General features: G+C 41.9%; 12 protein-coding genes. 4 read left to right on the forward strand and 8 right to left on the reverse strand.

What is annotated here, in order from left to right; all coding sequences use genetic code 11:
* The first annotated feature begins 56 nt into the window (after positions 1 to 56).
* A complete protein-coding gene (locus J8Z28_RS17125) occupies positions 57 to 3029 on the forward strand; it encodes a DUF3857 domain-containing transglutaminase family protein (protein WP_062566318.1) in 2973 nt (990 codons plus the stop codon).
* Here J8Z28_RS17125 and J8Z28_RS17130 read toward each other — a convergent pair.
* The 5 genes from J8Z28_RS17130 to J8Z28_RS17150 form a co-directional block, all read right to left on the reverse strand.
* Positions 3026 to 6475, reverse strand: coding sequence for a PAS domain-containing hybrid sensor histidine kinase/response regulator (locus J8Z28_RS17130; RefSeq protein WP_062566319.1), 3450 nt, complete (start codon positions 6473 to 6475; stop codon positions 3026 to 3028). The two genes, J8Z28_RS17125 and J8Z28_RS17130, sit on opposite strands and share 4 nt — an antisense overlap.
* Positions 6476 to 7209: 734 nt before the next feature.
* A complete protein-coding gene (ylqF, locus tag J8Z28_RS17135; RefSeq protein WP_058586080.1) occupies positions 7210 to 8163 on the reverse strand; it encodes a ribosome biogenesis GTPase YlqF in 954 nt (317 codons plus the stop codon).
* 108 nt (positions 8164 to 8271) lie between these two features.
* On the reverse strand, positions 8272 to 9498 hold the full coding sequence (locus J8Z28_RS17140; protein ID WP_244269407.1) for a sensor histidine kinase: 1227 nt from the start codon (positions 9496 to 9498) through the stop codon (positions 8272 to 8274).
* Entirely contained in the window at positions 9498 to 10202 is a 705-nt protein-coding gene (locus tag J8Z28_RS17145) for a response regulator transcription factor (protein WP_082710961.1), read from the reverse strand. Before J8Z28_RS17145 ends, J8Z28_RS17140 begins: the two co-directional genes overlap by 1 nt.
* Positions 10203 to 10211: 9 nt before the next feature.
* The gene (locus J8Z28_RS17150; RefSeq protein WP_062566392.1) at positions 10212 to 12596 is read right to left on the reverse strand and encodes a TonB-dependent receptor; all 2385 of its coding nucleotides are present in this window, start codon (positions 12594 to 12596) and stop codon (positions 10212 to 10214) included.
* A 272-nt stretch (positions 12597 to 12868) separates the two neighbouring features.
* Here J8Z28_RS17150 and J8Z28_RS17155 point away from each other — a divergent pair, with 272 nt between their 5' ends.
* Together J8Z28_RS17155 and J8Z28_RS17160 are read left to right on the forward strand one after the other, a co-directional pair.
* A complete protein-coding gene (locus J8Z28_RS17155; protein ID WP_054552313.1) occupies positions 12869 to 13405 on the forward strand; it encodes a YaeQ family protein in 537 nt (178 codons plus the stop codon).
* 8 nt (positions 13406 to 13413) lie between these two features.
* On the forward strand, positions 13414 to 14019 hold the full coding sequence (locus J8Z28_RS17160; protein ID WP_062566321.1) for a PGAP1-like alpha/beta domain-containing protein: 606 nt from the start codon (positions 13414 to 13416) through the stop codon (positions 14017 to 14019).
* A 4-nt stretch (positions 14020 to 14023) separates the two neighbouring features.
* On the opposite strand, the gene J8Z28_RS17165 is transcribed toward J8Z28_RS17160, so the two are convergent.
* Positions 14024 to 14233, reverse strand: coding sequence for a hypothetical protein (locus tag J8Z28_RS17165; protein WP_054562952.1), 210 nt, complete (start codon positions 14231 to 14233; stop codon positions 14024 to 14026).
* 365 nt (positions 14234 to 14598) lie between these two features.
* Between J8Z28_RS17165 and J8Z28_RS17170 the strand changes: the two genes are divergently transcribed.
* Positions 14599 to 15072 carry a Dps family protein gene (locus tag J8Z28_RS17170; RefSeq protein WP_054562953.1) on the forward strand — a complete coding sequence of 158 codons (474 nt, stop codon included), beginning with the start codon at positions 14599 to 14601 and terminating at the stop codon, positions 15070 to 15072.
* A 58-nt stretch (positions 15073 to 15130) separates the two neighbouring features.
* Here J8Z28_RS17170 and J8Z28_RS17175 read toward each other — a convergent pair whose 3' ends face one another.
* Complete coding sequence (locus J8Z28_RS17175) at positions 15131 to 15532, reverse strand: hypothetical protein (RefSeq protein ID WP_095209738.1); 402 nt, start codon at positions 15530 to 15532, stop codon at positions 15131 to 15133.
* 66 nt (positions 15533 to 15598) lie between these two features.
* The gene (locus tag J8Z28_RS17180; RefSeq protein ID WP_062566322.1) at positions 15599 to 17677 is read right to left on the reverse strand and encodes a S9 family peptidase; all 2079 of its coding nucleotides are present in this window, start codon (positions 17675 to 17677) and stop codon (positions 15599 to 15601) included.

The raw sequence follows: 17677 nt of genomic DNA on the forward strand, positions 1-17677 counted from the left end.
ATGCCGTGAAATTCAGTAATTTGTCATATAAAACTAAACGTAATTAGAAAATAACAATGAAATGGATGCACTTACAACTTAAGGTACTGGCTGTTTTTTTATTCTTTGTGAGCTGCTTTGCAGCCGCTGAAGAGTATCAGGTTGCACCCGCAGCTAACTGGGTAAAACAACATAAGTTACTCACCCCTGAGATTCCTCGAGACCAAATACGAGACGGGACTTTCTACCTGATGCTCGACACTCAGCTTCAGGTATCTGAGCAAGCCCCACAGCAACGCTTTAATCGTACTGTAATGCAAGCAGTCAATCAGTCTGGGGTTGATTATATTAGCCAGCTGAATATTGATTTTGACCCAAATTATCAATCTCTTACGCTCAATAGTTTAGGCATCATTCGTGACGGCCAATATATAGATAAACTAAATAGTGCCGAGCTACAGGTGTTACAACGCGAGACTGACTTAGCAAGTCGTATATACAATGGCACCTTAAGCCTAAATGTCATTATTGATGATATGCGGGTCATGGATATTTTAGATTACAGCTATACGATTTCGGGGAGTAATCCTGTTTATCAACACTTCAGCACCATGCGCACACTGAACTGGTCGGTGCCGATAGTGCAGCAATTTATGCGGGTAAAGTGGCAAAAGCCTACGCCCTTATATATCAACTTTATGAATGGCGAGTCACCAGTTACTAAAACCAAGCTAGATACGGGTTTTGACTACCAAATTAGCCAACACAATGAGCCGACAATTCGCTCCGCAAGCGAAGTACCGCATTGGTATTCACCTTACAAAGAAGTGTATTTCTCTGAAGTAAATAATTGGCAAGAGGTGATCAATTGGTCGTTACCTTTATACCAATCGGCCATCGAAGTAAGCCCTGCTATTGAAACAATTGCCCGTCAAATTAAGTTTCAACATACCGATTTAGAGTCTCAAATTGTTGCAGCCCTGCGCTTTAGCCAAGACGAAGTACGTTATTTAGGCCTAGAAATGGGCACCAACTCGCACCAGCCTACTCCTGCATCAGAAACCTTGGCACTGCGCTATGGCGACTGTAAAGACAAAACCGTCTTGCTCATTTCTTTACTTAAAGCGCTCGGCGTAGAGGCTCATCCAGCTTTAGTTAACACCGAAGACAGGAAACGTACTGCCAGCTTACCGGTCTCTCCTAGCTTGTTTGACCATGTGATTGTCACCTTAGAGCACCAAGGTAAGCGCTATTGGCTTGATCCAACCATTTCGTATCAGCGCGGCGATTTAGCACATTTAGCTCAACCGAACTACGATGTCGCGTTAATAATAAAGCAAGGTGAAACAGGCTTTACAGATATGTTCACAGAACCTGCCCTAAAACGCGTTCAGGTTTTTGATAATTATCAGATCCCAGAAGGTATTAATGAGCCAGTTAGTTTTTCAACTCAATATAAATACGGCGACTTTGAAGCAATTAACCGCCGTAGTTCAATCGCTAAAAACAGCTTAAAAAGCATAGAAGATGATTACCGCGAATATTATCAAGATACCTACAAGGGCTTAAAAACAGTCAAACCTATGCTGGTTGAATCTCCAGAAGACACCGGTCAGCTAATTACCAATGAGCACTATACTATTGATAACTTTTGGCGACCTGAGGGTAATGATTTTCAAAACGACTTTTACGCCAGTGAAATTCAAAACTCAGTTTATAAGCCAGAACAGCGAGAGCGTAACAATGCACCAATGTGGTTTCGTTACCCTAATAATATCGAAACAACCATAAAGGTTACGTTTACGGATACTAATTGGCAGTTTGATGATGAGCAGGTCACGATCGACAACCCATTTTTTCATTTCGAAAAACGCGTGACATTTAAAGACTCGGTGTTGACCTTATACTTTGATTACAGCGCTAAGCAGGATCACATCCCAGCCGATCAAATAGACCATTACCTAAGCGAGCGCAAAAAACTCAATAACGCGACCCATTTCGGCATCATTAAATACGGCACAAATAGCTCAACAACCACACCAGCGGATGACGAAACCAACTGGTATAGCGTTTTTATTTTAAGTTACTTGGCGGCAATCATCTTTTTCATCGCGGCTTGGCGTATAGAAGCAAGTAACCGCCCAGTTTTTGCTGAGCAACAGTTCTACCCTGTCAGTAACAGTAAGTTTGTTATTTACAGCTTATTGAGCTTAGGAATATTCATTCACTACTGGAGCTATCGCAACTGGAAAGCGATAAAAGAGCAACAACAAAGCCACATTATGCCTATTGCTCGAGGGATATTCGCACCTCTGTTTTTTATTCCGTTGTTACTTGAACTTTGCAAGCACAGCGAGCAAACCTTTGGCAAAAATAAGATCATGCCCGTTGCGGTTGGGTTCGTGTTATGGCTGGCGATTATCATTGCTGAAGTCGTAAGCTATAACTGGGAATACGGTACTTGGCTGTTTTTAGTTATACCTATTCTATGGTTGCCACTGGTTAATTACATTCAAAACCTCAAGCAACCAGAACAGGCTCTTGAGTACCACTCTCAGTGGCGAGCGAGGCAGGTTATCATTTCGATATTCATGTTGCCTTGGTTATTTTATGGCTTGATTTATGAGCTATATTTGTTGCCAAGCTCAACCATAGTAACCGGCGATAAGCTTTGGTCCTATCAAGTTAACTTTCTAAAAAGAAAAGAAATTATTCCTGCCAACGAGAATGTGCACTATTTTTATAGTGACGCATTTTTCGATTTTAAAACTGATGGAAACGGCATCACAGAAAACACCATTTTTAGTTACTGGGAAAATGAGCAAGGTGTGCTCGAAAAAGATCAACGCCGCTTTAGTGACATTAAAGAGCTCAACGTTGATTATGCTAAAAGCGCCCTACTAACCACCACGGTAACTGTCATTGACCACAATGGTGATGAAATGCTGTTATTTTTGAGCCATGAAGATGACTTAGATAAGAAGTTTGTCGCTGAGGTAGAGCGCTTAATTAAAGCCAATACCCCAGCAACTGAGCAAAACGCAGATTAAGTCAGTCGCTTAATCATGCGTTTTAAGGCGGGCGCTTTCAGAGGCTTATAAAGCAATGGATAGCCCGCATCGAGCACTAACTCGCGTATGCCTTCATCATGATTCGCAGTATTAACGATGGCTGGTAAGCGTGTTAGTGCCGCTTGCTCAATCACTTCAAGTCCCGTTACCCCATCATCAAGCTGATAATCAATAATCAACAATTGCGGCAGGGCTTGGCTTGCCTTTAACTGCTCAAGCTCCACTAAGTTTGTGGCTGTTGAGATTTCACAGCCCCAATTTTCGAGTAGCTGCTTTAGTGCCTCTAACACGTTGCGGTCGTTATCAAGCAACCAAATACGCAATTGCCCCAGCTCGGTTTCTTGTGATGCCTCAGCGCCTTTCGCTTGCGCTGGCGCAGTACTCACTTTACAAGGCAGAGTTAGGGTAAATTGCGTGCCTTTACCAAGTTCAGACCCCATCACTAGCGGAATTTTAAGTAAGTCACATATACGTTTAGTGATTGCCAACCCTAAGCCTAACCCCTCGGCGCTTGGTTTTGCACCAAGCTGTTTAAACTCTTGGAAAATAGTTTGTTGATCGCTCGATGCAATACCAATCCCTGTGTCTTCAACAATAAAGGATACATGGTCATCGTCGTACTGCATTTTCAAGCGTACTTCACCTTGCTCGGTATAACGAATCGCATTACTCAAAAGGTTACGTAGTACTCGGCGTAACAGCGCTTTGTCGGTATGCAGGCGCACATCACAGGTTTCAATAATAAACTTTAAGCCTTTTTCACGGGCAAGGGCTTCGTAGTCATTACGCAGTGGCTCAACCAACGAGCTGGCAGCAAACTCGCTCATTTGTACTTTAAACGAGCCTGAATCGAGCTTGGTTAACTCTAAAATACTCGATAACAACTCTTCGGCGCTGCCTAATGAATTCTTAATATTCATCGCCAGCTCTTTAAGTTCGGTGTCTTGGGCTTTTTCATTCATTAAAGAACAAAACAAACTCGCAGCATTGAAAGGTTGCAGTAAATCATGGCTGGCAGCGGCAAAAAAGCGCGTTTTACTGACCGTTGCTTGTTCCGCCACTTGCTTTGCCATCGACAACTCTTGGTTTGCTTGAGTCAATGCCAAGGTGCGTGCTGCGACTTTTTCTTCAAGGCTAACATTTGCTTCGGTTAACGCTTTTTGTTGTTTTACGAACTCGGTGATGTCGGTATAGGTTGTTACAAAGCCACCACCGGGCAGTGGGTTACCTTGCATTTCAAACACCCGGCCATCATTGTGCGAGCGCTGGTATTTATAAGCGCTGCCTTGGCGTAAATAGGCTAAGCGTTTTTCGACTTCGCTGGTCATGCTCTCACCGCTAAATAAGCCGCGCTCGGCATTAAAACGAATAATGTCGGCAACCGGGCGGCCTATGTAAAGCGCATCATCTGGGTAGGCGAACATGTTTTTGTAGCCTTGGTTCCAAGCTACCAAGCGCAGCTCACTATCAACTACACTGATCCCTTGTTGAATGTTTTCGATTGTTGATTGCAGTAAGTCACGATTAAATTTAAGTACTTGGCTTGCTTCATCCACAAACTCAGCAACCTGCTCTAGAGGCTGGCGCTGCTCATTTTTCGCCACATCTAAAATAAGCCGTGCCGATGCGCCGCCGATCACCGCAGACATCTCGCGCTCAACTAATAGCTCTAACTCGACATTGGCAGGGCGCTTCCACTTACTTTTATCATCCGGAAAGTAATGATTTACCAAAGACTGTGCCGCTTCTTTTTCGGCAAATCGTTGCAATAGTGCACCTAGGTCATGGTAGCTCAAAGGCTGTAGATGATTGCTTACCTTCGAATCATTCAGCTGCGAAACAAACTTATTACTCTGTAAGCGTTCAGCTAAGGTTGCTCGACTAAATAACGGTACTAAGAAATACACTAAACAGTTCGCACCTAGCGATAGCAATAAAGCTTGGCTAATGCTTTCCATGCCTAATGAGAATAAGTCGGTTGGTGCTAACCAGCTTATTCCCCACGGTCCATTCACAAGCCATAAGCTATCGCTTCCTAAACCTCCGGCGATATTCGGTAGTAAAAGTGTATAACCCCAAATAATAAAACCGCTTAAAATCCCCAATTGCGCACCGCGACAGGATGCTTGTCGCCACCATAAGCCTATGATCATGGCCGGCGAAAATTGCGCGACTAAGGTGAACGACATCAAACCCACATTGGCAAGGGTTGTACTTTCGCCCAGCACTCGGTGAGTGAAGTAACTAAGCAATAGAATCAATACGATAACGATTTTACGCGCATGTAAAAGGTTATTTTTATCAAGCCCGCGACTACTCGATGTAAGTTGCGAGCGGCGTAAAATAAATTGGTTAATAAAGTCATTAGTGATCATCACTGAAAGCACAATTGATGACACAATCACCATACTGGTTGCCGCTGAAAAGCCGCCTAAAAAGGCTAATAACGCCACAAAAGCATCATCAGCCGCCATGGGTAAAGCCAATACAAAGGTGTCGTAGCCGACTTCTTGACCTTGAAAGTAAATTAATCCGGCGTATGCAATCGGTAGAATAAACAGGTTAATAAGTAAGAGGTAAATCGGAAATAGCCAACGCGCCGAGGCCAGCTCTTTATCGTTATTTTTTTCGATAAAGCTCATGTGGAATTGTCTTGGCAAACATAAGGTCGCCAAAATACCAAGCAAAGTATGAGCAACATACACATAGGTTGGACTTTGTGTGGCCGCCACTTGCTGATCAATATTTAGGTCATGCGCTTTTTCAAACAGCGCCACTGGGCTATCAAATAGTGCAAAACACACATACAAACCCACCGCTAAAAACGCCAACAACTTAACCACAGACTCAAAGGCAATACTGGCTATCAAACCTGGATTATGTTCGCTGGGCTTTAGCCGCCTCGCGCCGAATAAAATAGCAAATAGTGCCAATACAATCGTGATGTAAAAAGTGCTATCGGCCCATACTTCATGGCTTTGTGTGGCAGCACGATCGGTAAGTAAGTTGATACTTTGTGCCGTTGCACTCAGCTGTAAAGAGATATAGGGCACAATGGCAATCACTGAAATCAATGAAATGAGCCCAGACAAACTCGACGACTGACCATATCGGGTCGCAATAAAATCTGCCATTGAGGTTATTTTTTGCTGCCGACAAATATGCGCTATGCGGCAATAAACTTGCCAGCCAAAAATGAATAACAAAATAGTACCGGCATAGGTCGGAGCCAACCACCAGCCATTGTATGCAGCTTGTGCTGTGGTACCAAAAAACGCCCAAGAGGTGCAATACACCCCAAGTGATAAACCATAGGTTAAGCCTTTAAAAGGCAATACTTTTCTTTTATCAGCCCAGCCTGCAACCGCAAATAAAATTGCCAGATATACAATTGCAAGAAGGCTTATTGACCAAATTGAGAACATCGCATGTGATTATTTTAATTGTTATAGCCCCAGCATAGTTTTTATTGCACGTAATTTACAGCCTAACTTTAGTGCTAATACATTGTATTACGGAAGTTTAAAAAACAAACACAAAGAAATGAGAATTATTTTCAATTGAGTGTTGACAGCCACGTAAATCTAATTGATAATCACTATCAACAAGACAATAAAGTGTTATGACTTGTTCGGAATAAACTGATTTGTTTCTCGACCCTGAAACACGTGTGGCCCACGATAAAGCTAAGATCGCCTGTTGCTAATCGCAACGCCCCTTGATATTGGCAACAGGTGATCGCCCTACTATTTTACTTGCTACATTGCTCATATCGGTGACGGTAGATATGAAACTCAAAAAGCCCTTACAGGGCTTTTTTTATGTCTAAAATTCGTACCAAATCTGCAACTCAAACTAAATGAGAATTATTTTCAAAAAGGTGTTGACAGCATCGCAAACCTAATTGATAATTAATCTCAACAAGCCAAGCGAAGTATGATGACTTGTTCAGATTGAATTTGTTTCTCCCCAGAAACGCGTGTCGCCACGTTAAAGCTTTAGCTTATATGTTACTAATGGCAACGCCCCTTGATATTGGCGACATATAAGCGACCCTACTTATTTTACTTGCTACATTGCTCATATCGGTGACGGTAGATATGAAACTAAAAAAGCCCTTGCAGGGCTTTTTTTATGTCTAAAAATTAATGCATTAACTTTATCGACGGTTCTTACGTGCACGTGCACGGCGTTGCTTTTTCTCTTCTTCTTTAGCGGCTTTTTTCGCCTCTGCAGCAGCGCGAAGCTCAGCAACCATTTGCTCTTCTTCTTCACGCATAGCTGGTGTTTCCATGGTAATACGACCAATAATGCCATCGCGTAATTCGTTAATAAGAATTTCAGACATTTTGTAAGTATCGATTTGATTACCACCACGGATACAACCACGCTTTTTACCTGCCATTTCAACAAACTCCCAGTCAGACTCTGGTAGCTCATCAATTTTATAGCGGCTTTTTAAAAGCTCTGGGTATGCTTGCAATAAATATTCAGCGGTGTAACTTGCCACTTCTTCGTAGTCGATAGCGGTATCACGAATAGCGCCAGTTGCCCCTAAACGATAACCTGAGTTTTCGTTCTCTACTTTAGGCCATAACATACCCGGTGTGTCGTAAAGCATAATGCCATCGTCAAGCTTAATACGTTGCTGCGCTTTGGTTACCGCAGGTTCATTACCTGTTTTTGCCACGATACGGCCAGCTAAGGTATTAATAAGAGTTGATTTACCAACGTTAGGAATACCCATGATCATGGCTTTAATTTGTTTATCAGCGCCTACTTTATGCGGCACTAATTTTTTACAAAGCTCATTAATACGATGTACTTCACCCGCTTTATCATTACCAAAATCAATCGCTTTTACGCCACTTTGCTGCTCAAAGTAGTCTTTCCAAGCTTGCGTTAACTTAGGATCAGCCAAGTCCGCCTTGTTCATGATTTTGATCACCGGCTTGTCGCCACGCAGCGCAGTAACCATTGGGTTTTCACTACTATAAGGAATACGGGCATCAAGTACCTCAATGATCACATCCATCTGTGGCATGATTTCTTTAATTTCGTTTCGGGCTTTGTTCATGTGACCCGGGAACCACTGTATTCCTGTTCTACTCATTAGATTATTAAGCTCTTTATTTTAAAGGCTAACGCCATGGGGATTTTGCTGATAGGTATAGTTTACTACATCAAGCAGGATTGTTTAAAAATAAAATCATGCCTTCCATCACCACGAAAGACGAGCGACTACATGCGCTGTATCTGCATGCAGTGAGAATGACCAACCATTGCGCTCACATAAGCGTTGCACAATACCTAAACCTAAGCCGTAGCCATGAGAGGCTGTTTCAGTCGCCGTATGTTGGGCATCACCGTCACTGAACTGATTAGTGATTAATAATTCATGCTCTTTAATCAAAATTGCAATCGGCTCCTGTCCTGCAAGGGTATGCTCAAACGCGTTTCGCACCAGGTTATTAATCGCAATAGAAAATGCCTGTGCATGCCCATAAATTATGGGATTGGCGAGCTCATCAAGTTCAACACCAACGAGCTTACCGTTTAACAAATAGCGTTGCTGCTCTACTGCTTTTCTTACCAGTGGCATTACTAAAAACTGCTCATCATACAAGCCATCATCAGTTTCACGAGCAAGACACAAAAACATTTCGATCATTGTATTCATGTCGTGTGTTGCCCGCCTTACACGATCTAGCACCTTCATATCGGCAGGAGTCAATTGGCTTTGTTCTAAAAGCTCTAGGGCACCGGTAATGACTGTCACTGGTGTGCGCAATTCATGGCTTGCTGAGTCTGTAAAATAGCGTTCTCTTGCGATGAATGCACTCACTCGCTCAAAAGCCTGCTCTATTGTACTTGCGAGCATGCCAACTTCATCATTTGTATATCGGTTAGCATGTATACGCTTGTAATCTTCGTTTGATAATTGCTCAGGATTAATGTCGGCCACAGCTTTAGCAAGTTGAGTTACGGGAGCCAAAGCTCGACGCATCACAACAATTCCAAGCCCAAAGCCTAATAACCCCAATGTTCCTACAAGGCTGCTAATAATAAGTAATAACCACCAATCCTCTGACGAAGAAGCCTCAATCTGCGCGACATCAAACACTACAAACCCAGGTGACTGCTCATTGCCTGTATCAATTACGGCAACATGTAATTCTTCGCTATCAAATTCATACAAGCCTACTGCTGGATTTGTTTGCGCCCACGCTTGAAGTGATTGAGGTAAGTTATCTACTTTATCGTACGCCTTAAGATTTGTAGTAATAGCAGGGTAGTTATCTGATGCAACTTGCAATTGCTGGGTTAGCACGCGATCTTCACTCAATCTTATTGCAGCAAAGAAAGCAAACCCCCATGCAATACTGAGCACAGCCACACACATTGCAAACGCGATAGCGACACGTTTGTGCAAACTATGCCGATACATTATTGCACGTCCTTTGCAATTCGATAGCCGATACGGTGCACTGTATGAATCAATGGTGTATCAAATGGTTTATCAATTGCCTGTCTTAACTTGTACATGTGCGAACGAAGCGCATCACCATCGGGAGGCTCATCTGCCCATAATAAAGTTTCGAGACTATCGCGTGTAACAACAGAAGGAGATACCTCCATTAACCGCTGCAATAACTTCATACTTGCAGGATTAAGCTCAATAAGCTGGCCTGCACGATGTACTTGCAAGGTGGACTTATTCATCGTTAGATCAGACACAGTCAATATCTTGTTGGTATTACCGTGACTCCGCTTATAAAGAGCTTGCAGGCGCACATGTAACTCTTGCAATGCGAATGGCTTAACCAAATAATCGTCGGCTCCGACTGCAAACCCTCTCAGTTTATCATCAAGCGTGTCTCTCGCAGTGAGCATAAGTACAGGTGTTTCAACGTCAGCTTCAGCTCGCAACTTTTGACAAAAGTGTAAGCCATCCATCCCTGGAAGCATTAGGTCTAAAACAATGACATCAAACTTGTTGTTCATCGCTAGTTGCATTGCACTTATACCGTCATAAGCAAAGTCCAAGAGATAACAGTGCCTTTCTAGATACGCAGCAATATTCGCACTAATGTCACGATTATCTTCAACAATCAAAGCTCTGATCGGCTCAGTATTCAAAGCATCTAGCATTTTTCTTCCTTACCAAGCGTAATCTAATCGCAATCCGATCAGCGGTTCAGCTTCGCTATCGTCAACGACTTCAATTCCTCGGCGGTAATCAAACTCAGTGTCATCAGCTGATGAAGCTGCCGTGACATTTATAACATCAAGGAAGGCGGTAACATCAATAGGACCAAAGGCACGTCGGTAATCTACACGAACATTCAATGAGCCTGATCCTTCTTTACGGCCAACATTACGCTCTGTAATTTCCTTAGAGTAACGTAAAGGCTGTCCTGGCCCCAAAACATCTTCATGTACAATAAATATGTCATCTGGTCTGCCAGAAAGGTATTTATATCGTCCAGCAAGTTTCCAACGGTCACTTATTTCCCATGTCAGCCCTAACGTGGCAACATGTTCACGACTAAATTCAGCAGCTACGTCGCCAAAACCATCCTTTCGGTCTACGACCGCATCATTGTAAGAATAGGTTGCACTGGCGTAAAGACCTTCGAAAATAGTAGCATTAAGCACAAAATCAGCACCATATGAAGTACCATCACCATCATTTGCATAAGTTCCACTGGTACGGTCTAGGTCAACCACTAAGTCGCTAAGTTGCTGATAATAAACTTCCGTTAGTAATGACCAGTTGGCATTAGGGAAATATTTAAAACCAACACTCGTATGGGTAATTTTTTCAGTTTTAAGATTATTAGTCTCGTTAGCTGCAAGTTCTAAATATCGCGGTGACTGATGAAATAACCCCGCCGTTGCAAAATACCTTACCTTTTGACTTGGCATCCAGTTAATGCTGAATCGAGGTGATATAAAACTTTCATCAGCAAACCCATCTCGTTCAAATCGTAAACCTGTACCAAAATCCCAATCACCCATTTCAAAAATTTGTTCTATATAGCCTGCATAGTTTAATTCTTTCAAAGACGTGACTGAATTAAGGCTTTCAGGGGTTAGTACAATAAACTTTTGCTGTGGGTCTGGTCTATAATCGTCACTATCATAAACATACCGACTCCATTCACCATCTAAAAAGGTGCTGTAATCTAGTTCAATTTGCGTAATTCGGGCACCGACGCTCAACATCCCTAATTGATTTTCTACCTCGAAATCACTTCTCCAACCAATTTCTGTTTCACCTTCAGATATAGTGATAATGTCTTCTCGAATAGGGTATTCAGAAGCTGGCGTTCCCTCGGGCACAAAATCTGGATAAGCCTCACCTTCAGAGCTCAATTTATCACTTTTTCGGTAGTAAACTTTATTAGTCAAAACAGCGGTTTCACCAAGTAACGTGGTCAATGTTAAACCATACAAGTCACTATCTTGCTCAGCATTTTGCAATGCAGTATCTTCAAAATTAGGTGATTCAGAAACATGCTCAACGCCACGAGTATATTTCTCATGCGTATCCATGAGTAACACTTCAAAAGTGTTATTTTGATTAATGGGTATCACTGATTTAAAAATAATATCCCTTAAAACAGGTTCACCAATATCTAGCTCTTCGATAGTTTCAAACAAGGCACCAAAATCTAACCGCCTTGCAGAAAAAAGCATAGTTGCTTCATCAGTGATATTTATAGGGCCGTCATAACCTACTTCATAACCAGCAAGGTCGTAGCGAAAACTTGCTGATGGACTAGGGTTACCATCGGCCACTTCTAGCTTCAGTAAAGACCCTGCACGACCACCATAAGCTGCTTGCCACCCGCCAGGTGAAAATTCTGCTCCATTTATCACATTTGGGGCAAATATAGAAAAGCGACCACCGCCGCCTACATCTTCCTCTTCACCTAACGTCGCATCAAAGTGAATAGCTTTATCAAAAGGAAAATCATCAACAAAGAGTAAATTATCTCTTGGGCCTCGACCACGCACACTGAAACTTGCAAATTCACTGTCAGATGCGACACCTGGCAATCCATCTAGAGAAAGTAGTGGATCTGCACCTCCTCCCACGGCACTTCGCAGAGATTCTCTGTCGAGATAGGTGCTAGAGCCTGAAGTAAATGTATCAGCTTGTTGGGCTCTTACTTCAACTACTTCTATGGCTTGTTCTCTAAGGTCAAATTCAACCTTCGTATTTTTACGAGTTACAACGCGAATACTTGGTTCGTATAAAGCCGCAAAGCCACTTTTTGTAATCTTTATTGAGTAAAGGCCCGGGTCGAGTTGCTCAACAGCAATACGCCCTTGTAGATCAGTTTGTAAGGTTTGTATTGCAGAGGTTTCTCGTTCCTTAAGTATGACTTGTGCGTTTGGAAGTGGTCGATCTGTAGTCTGATTTTTAACAATAACCGTTATTGCCCCTGGCTCTTCTACTGCGTAAGAGTAAAATGCCAAACTACTCAACAATAGCCATGCAAATGACCAGAGTATCTGTCTAAATTGTTCTTTCATAATTGCGTCCCTCTTGGCACCAACCATGATCTTGATTTCAATAACTTGCACATACTTTCATCCTCCCAAATAGCCCTAATTATTGAATTCGAATTAATCAACTTTAGACGTTAGCAAAGTAAATGTGACTAAAATGTCACCGGCGTAATTTAGGTTTATGAATACTGCTTTTGATAATAGATAAGGATTAATCAAAAGTTTCGCTGGAGATATTTAAGCGTCGGTAAGATTAATTGCGCTATAATGACGCAAATTTTTTCAAGTAAGCAATTATGGCTCTTAAATCAACCATTATTAAAGCGCAATTATCGTTAAGCGATATGGACCGCCACATTTATCAAGATTTCAATTTAACACTGGCACAACACCCATCAGAAACCGAACAACGCTTGATGATCCGCTTGTTGGCTTTTGCGCTAAATGCCCGTGAAGGCTTAGAGTTTACTAAAGGCTTATGCGCCGATGATGAGCCTGAGCTTTGGCACATTAACTATAGCGAAGAAATTGAATTATGGGTTGAGCTTGGGCTACCAGACGAAAAACGCCTGAAAAAAGCCTGCAATAAGTCGAAGCAAGTTGTTTTATATACCTACGGAGAAAATAACCAAGCGATTTGGTGGCAAAAACATCAACCTAAGTTGTATGATTTTAAAAACTTAAGTATTTTTAGTCTCGATTATGCCGCGACTCAGGCATTAGCCGACTTAGCTGATCGCAATATTAAGCTCACTATTACCATTCAAGATGGTGAAGTATGGGTTAGCTCAGATACAGCAAATATCGAAATTAAACCACAACAGTTAATGTAAGGAATGCGATGGCAATTAGGCAAGTTGTAGTATTACACGGACTTTATATGTCAGGCTTTGTGATGCGCCCACTGTGCGCGCGTCTTGAAAAGTCAGGTCTAAAAATACTCAATTTGACCTATAACACGCTCTCTCCCGATAGAGCGGCAATTTTCGATAAGATTGATCGCTTTATCGGTGGTAAACCTACCGCCTTAGTTTGCCATTCGATGGGTGGCTTAGTTGCTCGCGCTTACTTAGAGGCCAATTCTCTTCAAAGTCGCCATGTCGAAAAGGTGATCACCTTAGGCACCCCGCATAAAGGCAGTCATATTGCTAAGCAAATGCAGCAAAAGGGCTTTGAAATGCTGTTAAAAAATAGCGTGGAGTTTTTATTATCTGAGAATGGCGATTGGCCGTTTAATGCCAAGCTTTATAGTATTGCTGGTGACTTACCAATAGGGCTAATGCCACTGATTGCTAAAGGCAGTGTCTCTGATGGTACAGTTTTGATAGATGAAACCAAACTCAATGGCATGGCAGAACATAAGGTGTTTCATTTGAGTCACACCAGTATGATCTACTCACGCCAAGTGATGGATTACATTATTAAGCTTATAAATCAAAGTGAGTGATACTTTAATCTTCAGCACTTGCAGCCACTTTATATGAGATTAAAACAATGATCCCTAAGATCAATGGTACAGGTGCAGCAATATAGCCAAAGGTATCAAAGTTTGCGAAGCTAGCACCAGCTAGATGACCTACCAAACCGATAACAAATGCAAGTAATGCAATCACTACAACAACTATTTCAGCTTTGCTTTCTTTAACTGTTTTACCGTCCATTTTTCTTCTCCTGGTTAAATGCGGTAAAGTCATTATGCGCTTATGGTTCGTTGTTTTTTTGACCTAAATCAAGTTCTAAATCGGCGTATTTATCAGCGAGTACAAACCTTGTTTTAGATCATACTTTCTGCCTAATTTTTGAATATTTGCAAAATAAGGTAGATTTTTTGCTCAGTTGCCCCAAGTCTATATAAAAGTAATTCAAAGTTATGTTGATAGTGCACAAATGGACAAAACCAACCTTTGATAGCTAAAACCTATCACTGTGTTCGAATTAAACCATTTTACAGATTAGCCAAGATGGCTAATACTTAACACCAAGCACTAGCAAGTAAACACTTAACGGTTTTTTTAAGGAGCAATCTATGTCACAGGTAAATGCAATTGGTTTAAACAGCGCAAAAAGTGAAGATATCGTAAATTCACTAAACTCTTTACTAAGCTGCTACCAAATCCAATACATGAACGCACGCGGCTTTCATTGGAATATTAAAGGTCGTAACTTTTTTGAATTACACCTTAAGTTTGAAGAAATTTATAACTTACTACTTGAGAAAGTAGACGAGATTGCAGAGCGTATTTTAACGTTAGGCGGTACACCGGTACATGCATTCTCTGAGTACATCGAAGATAGCAAGATCAGTGAAGCTAAAAATATTACTGAAGGTACTGCTGCAGTAGAAAACCTTTTAGCAGGTTACAGCACACTTATTCAAATGCAGCGTGAAATCCTTGCACAAGCAGGTGATGCAGATGACGAAGGTACAGCATCGCTAATGGGCGACTACATTAAAGAACAAGAGAAACTTGTTTGGATGTTAAAAGCCTACCTTGGTTAATATTTAGAATTGACACGAAAAAGCCCTCAAATGAGGGCTTTTTTATATTTAGAAAGCATTACTTTAACCACTTTCTTAAATTATCGTACTCGGGTCTTGCTTGAAAAAAGCTTTCAGCATCTGGGTGAAAGTTAATATCCATTTCTACGCCAGACCAAACTGTCTCTAATAAATTGCGAGCAATGATATTAGCTTTAATATAATCAACGCGTTTGTAACCCCGCGCTTTTACAGCCTGAAAGTAAGCCTTTGCAATCTCAATACTATCTGCAGTTGCTAATTCAAATTGTTCCAAATTAACCACAGCATACTGAATTGAATTTTCAGGGTACTTCATGATTTCTTGACCGACTTCAATACTAAATGAAGCAACGGCTTCTTTATTAAAGCTGCCACTAACTTCCACATAAATCACTGGCGGCTCAACAAAATAACGCCAATCACCATGGGCTTTAAACATGCTCACCCCTTTGAAATACAACTTAAGTTTACGCTTATAAAATTTATTTACTTATTTATCTAAGCCTTAATTCGGTAATAAAGCAATAAAAAACGCCATTTCTAATGCCTTTTCCTCAAGGCTTTTAAAGCGACCCGATGCGCCGCCATGACCTGCATCCATGTCGGTTTTAAATACCAAAATGTTGTCATCGGTTTTAAGTTCACGCAGCTTAGCAACCCACTTCATTGGCTCCCAGTATTGCACTTGAGAGTCATGGAATCCGGTTGTAACGAGAATATTAGGGTAAGCCTGCGACTTAATATTATCGTACGGCGAGTAAGCCTTAATCACATCATAAAACGCAGGATTATTTGGGTTACCCCACTCGTCGTATTCATTGGTCGTCAGTGGAATACTCTCATCAAGCATAGTGGTTAGCACATCTAAAAATGGCACATGACAACCGATACCTAAATAAAGCTCAGGTGCTTGGTTAACCACAGCGCCCATTAATAAACCACCAGCACTGCCACCAGACGCAAATACTTTTTCTGGGTGTGCATAGCCTTGCTCAGTAAGCGCATGAGTAACATCAATAAAATCGCTAAAGCTATTTTGCTTATTTTGCTTTTTACCTTGCTCATACCAATGACGACCTAGCATTTCGCCGCCACGAATATGTGCAATCGCATAAACAAAGCCGCGGTCAAGCAAGCTTAGTGAGCTGCTTGAAAAGCTAGGATCGATGGTAATACCGTACGCGCCATAGCCGTATTGCAGTACTGGGTTAGTACCGTCTTTATTAAATTGGTCGATACGATAAACCAAAGAAACCGGCACTTGCTCACCATCTCTTGCGGTAACCATTAAGCGTTCTGAGCGATAATGCTCTGGATTAAAATCCCCGAGCACTTGCTGTTGTTTTAATAAGGTTTTGTTACCTGTTTTTAAATCAACATCATACAAAGAACCTGGCGTCGTTAAGCTTGAATAGTAAATACGCGCAGAGCTCACATTCGGCTCTGGATTCATTGCAATTGCAGCATAATAACAAGGGTCATCAAACTCTAAAGTAAGACGCTCTGCTTGCTGATCCACCACCACAAAACGTGTTTGGCCAAGCTCTCGTTCAGTGAGGATAAGGTAGTCATTGAAAATTTCGACCCCTTCTAACAATACGTTCTCGCGATGCGGTGTATGCTCCTGCCAACGATTTTTATCGGCAATGGTGCTTTGCGTCGCGGTCATTAAGCGAAAGTTTTTCGCTTGCCAGTTGGTCACAATGTAAAAGGTATCACCTAGCTTATCGACATCGAATTCATGGCCTTCTTCGCGTGGCATTAAGGCGCTAAATTCACCCTCTGGGTTATTCGCATCAAGCACCCAAGTATCGTTTGTTTCTGTGGTCGCAAGGTCAATAATGATAAGGCTTTCATCGCGGCTTTTGCCAAGCCCCATAAAGAAGCTTTTATCTTGCTCTTCATAAACAAGTACGTCATCAGCTTGCGGGGTGCCTAAAACATGGCGGTAAACCTGAAAACCCAATAAGGTTTGCAGGTCTTTTTTCACATAAAACACCGTTTTGTTATCATTAGCCCACACCACTTGGCCTTCGGTGTTTTCCAGCACATCACTAAACATTTCACCGCTGGCAATATTTTTAAAACGCACAGTATATATACGGCGACCTTCGGTGTCTTCTGAGTAAGCAAGTAGCTGCTCGTCAGGGCTAATTGCAACTTCGCCTAATTCATAAAATTCGTAATCGTCGGCTAATTGATTTACATCTAACAACAAGGTCTTATCGCGCGCTTTTATTGAGCTGCTGCGATAATGGCGTGCATATTCATCGTCGCCACGTACTTCTGAGTGATACCAATACTGGCCATCTTTTACTGGTACCGTGTTGTCGTCTTTAACAATACGGTCTTTTAGCTCATTAAATAGTTGTTCGCGCAGTGGTTTTATATCGGCTAGTTGCTTATCGCAATAATCGTTTTCGGCATTTAAATGCGCTAATACATCTTCATTTTCACGCTCATCATCACGCATCCAATAATAATTATCGGTGCGCGTCAGTTGATGTGTAGTTAATTGCTGAGGGTGTTTTTTTGCAACAGGAGGATGCGCTAATAAAGACAAAGAATACGAATTTGACGACAC

Source organism: Pseudoalteromonas sp. SCSIO 43088, assembly GCF_023650795.1.
Taxonomy (GTDB): Bacteria; Pseudomonadota; Gammaproteobacteria; order Enterobacterales; family Alteromonadaceae; genus Pseudoalteromonas; species Pseudoalteromonas shioyasakiensis.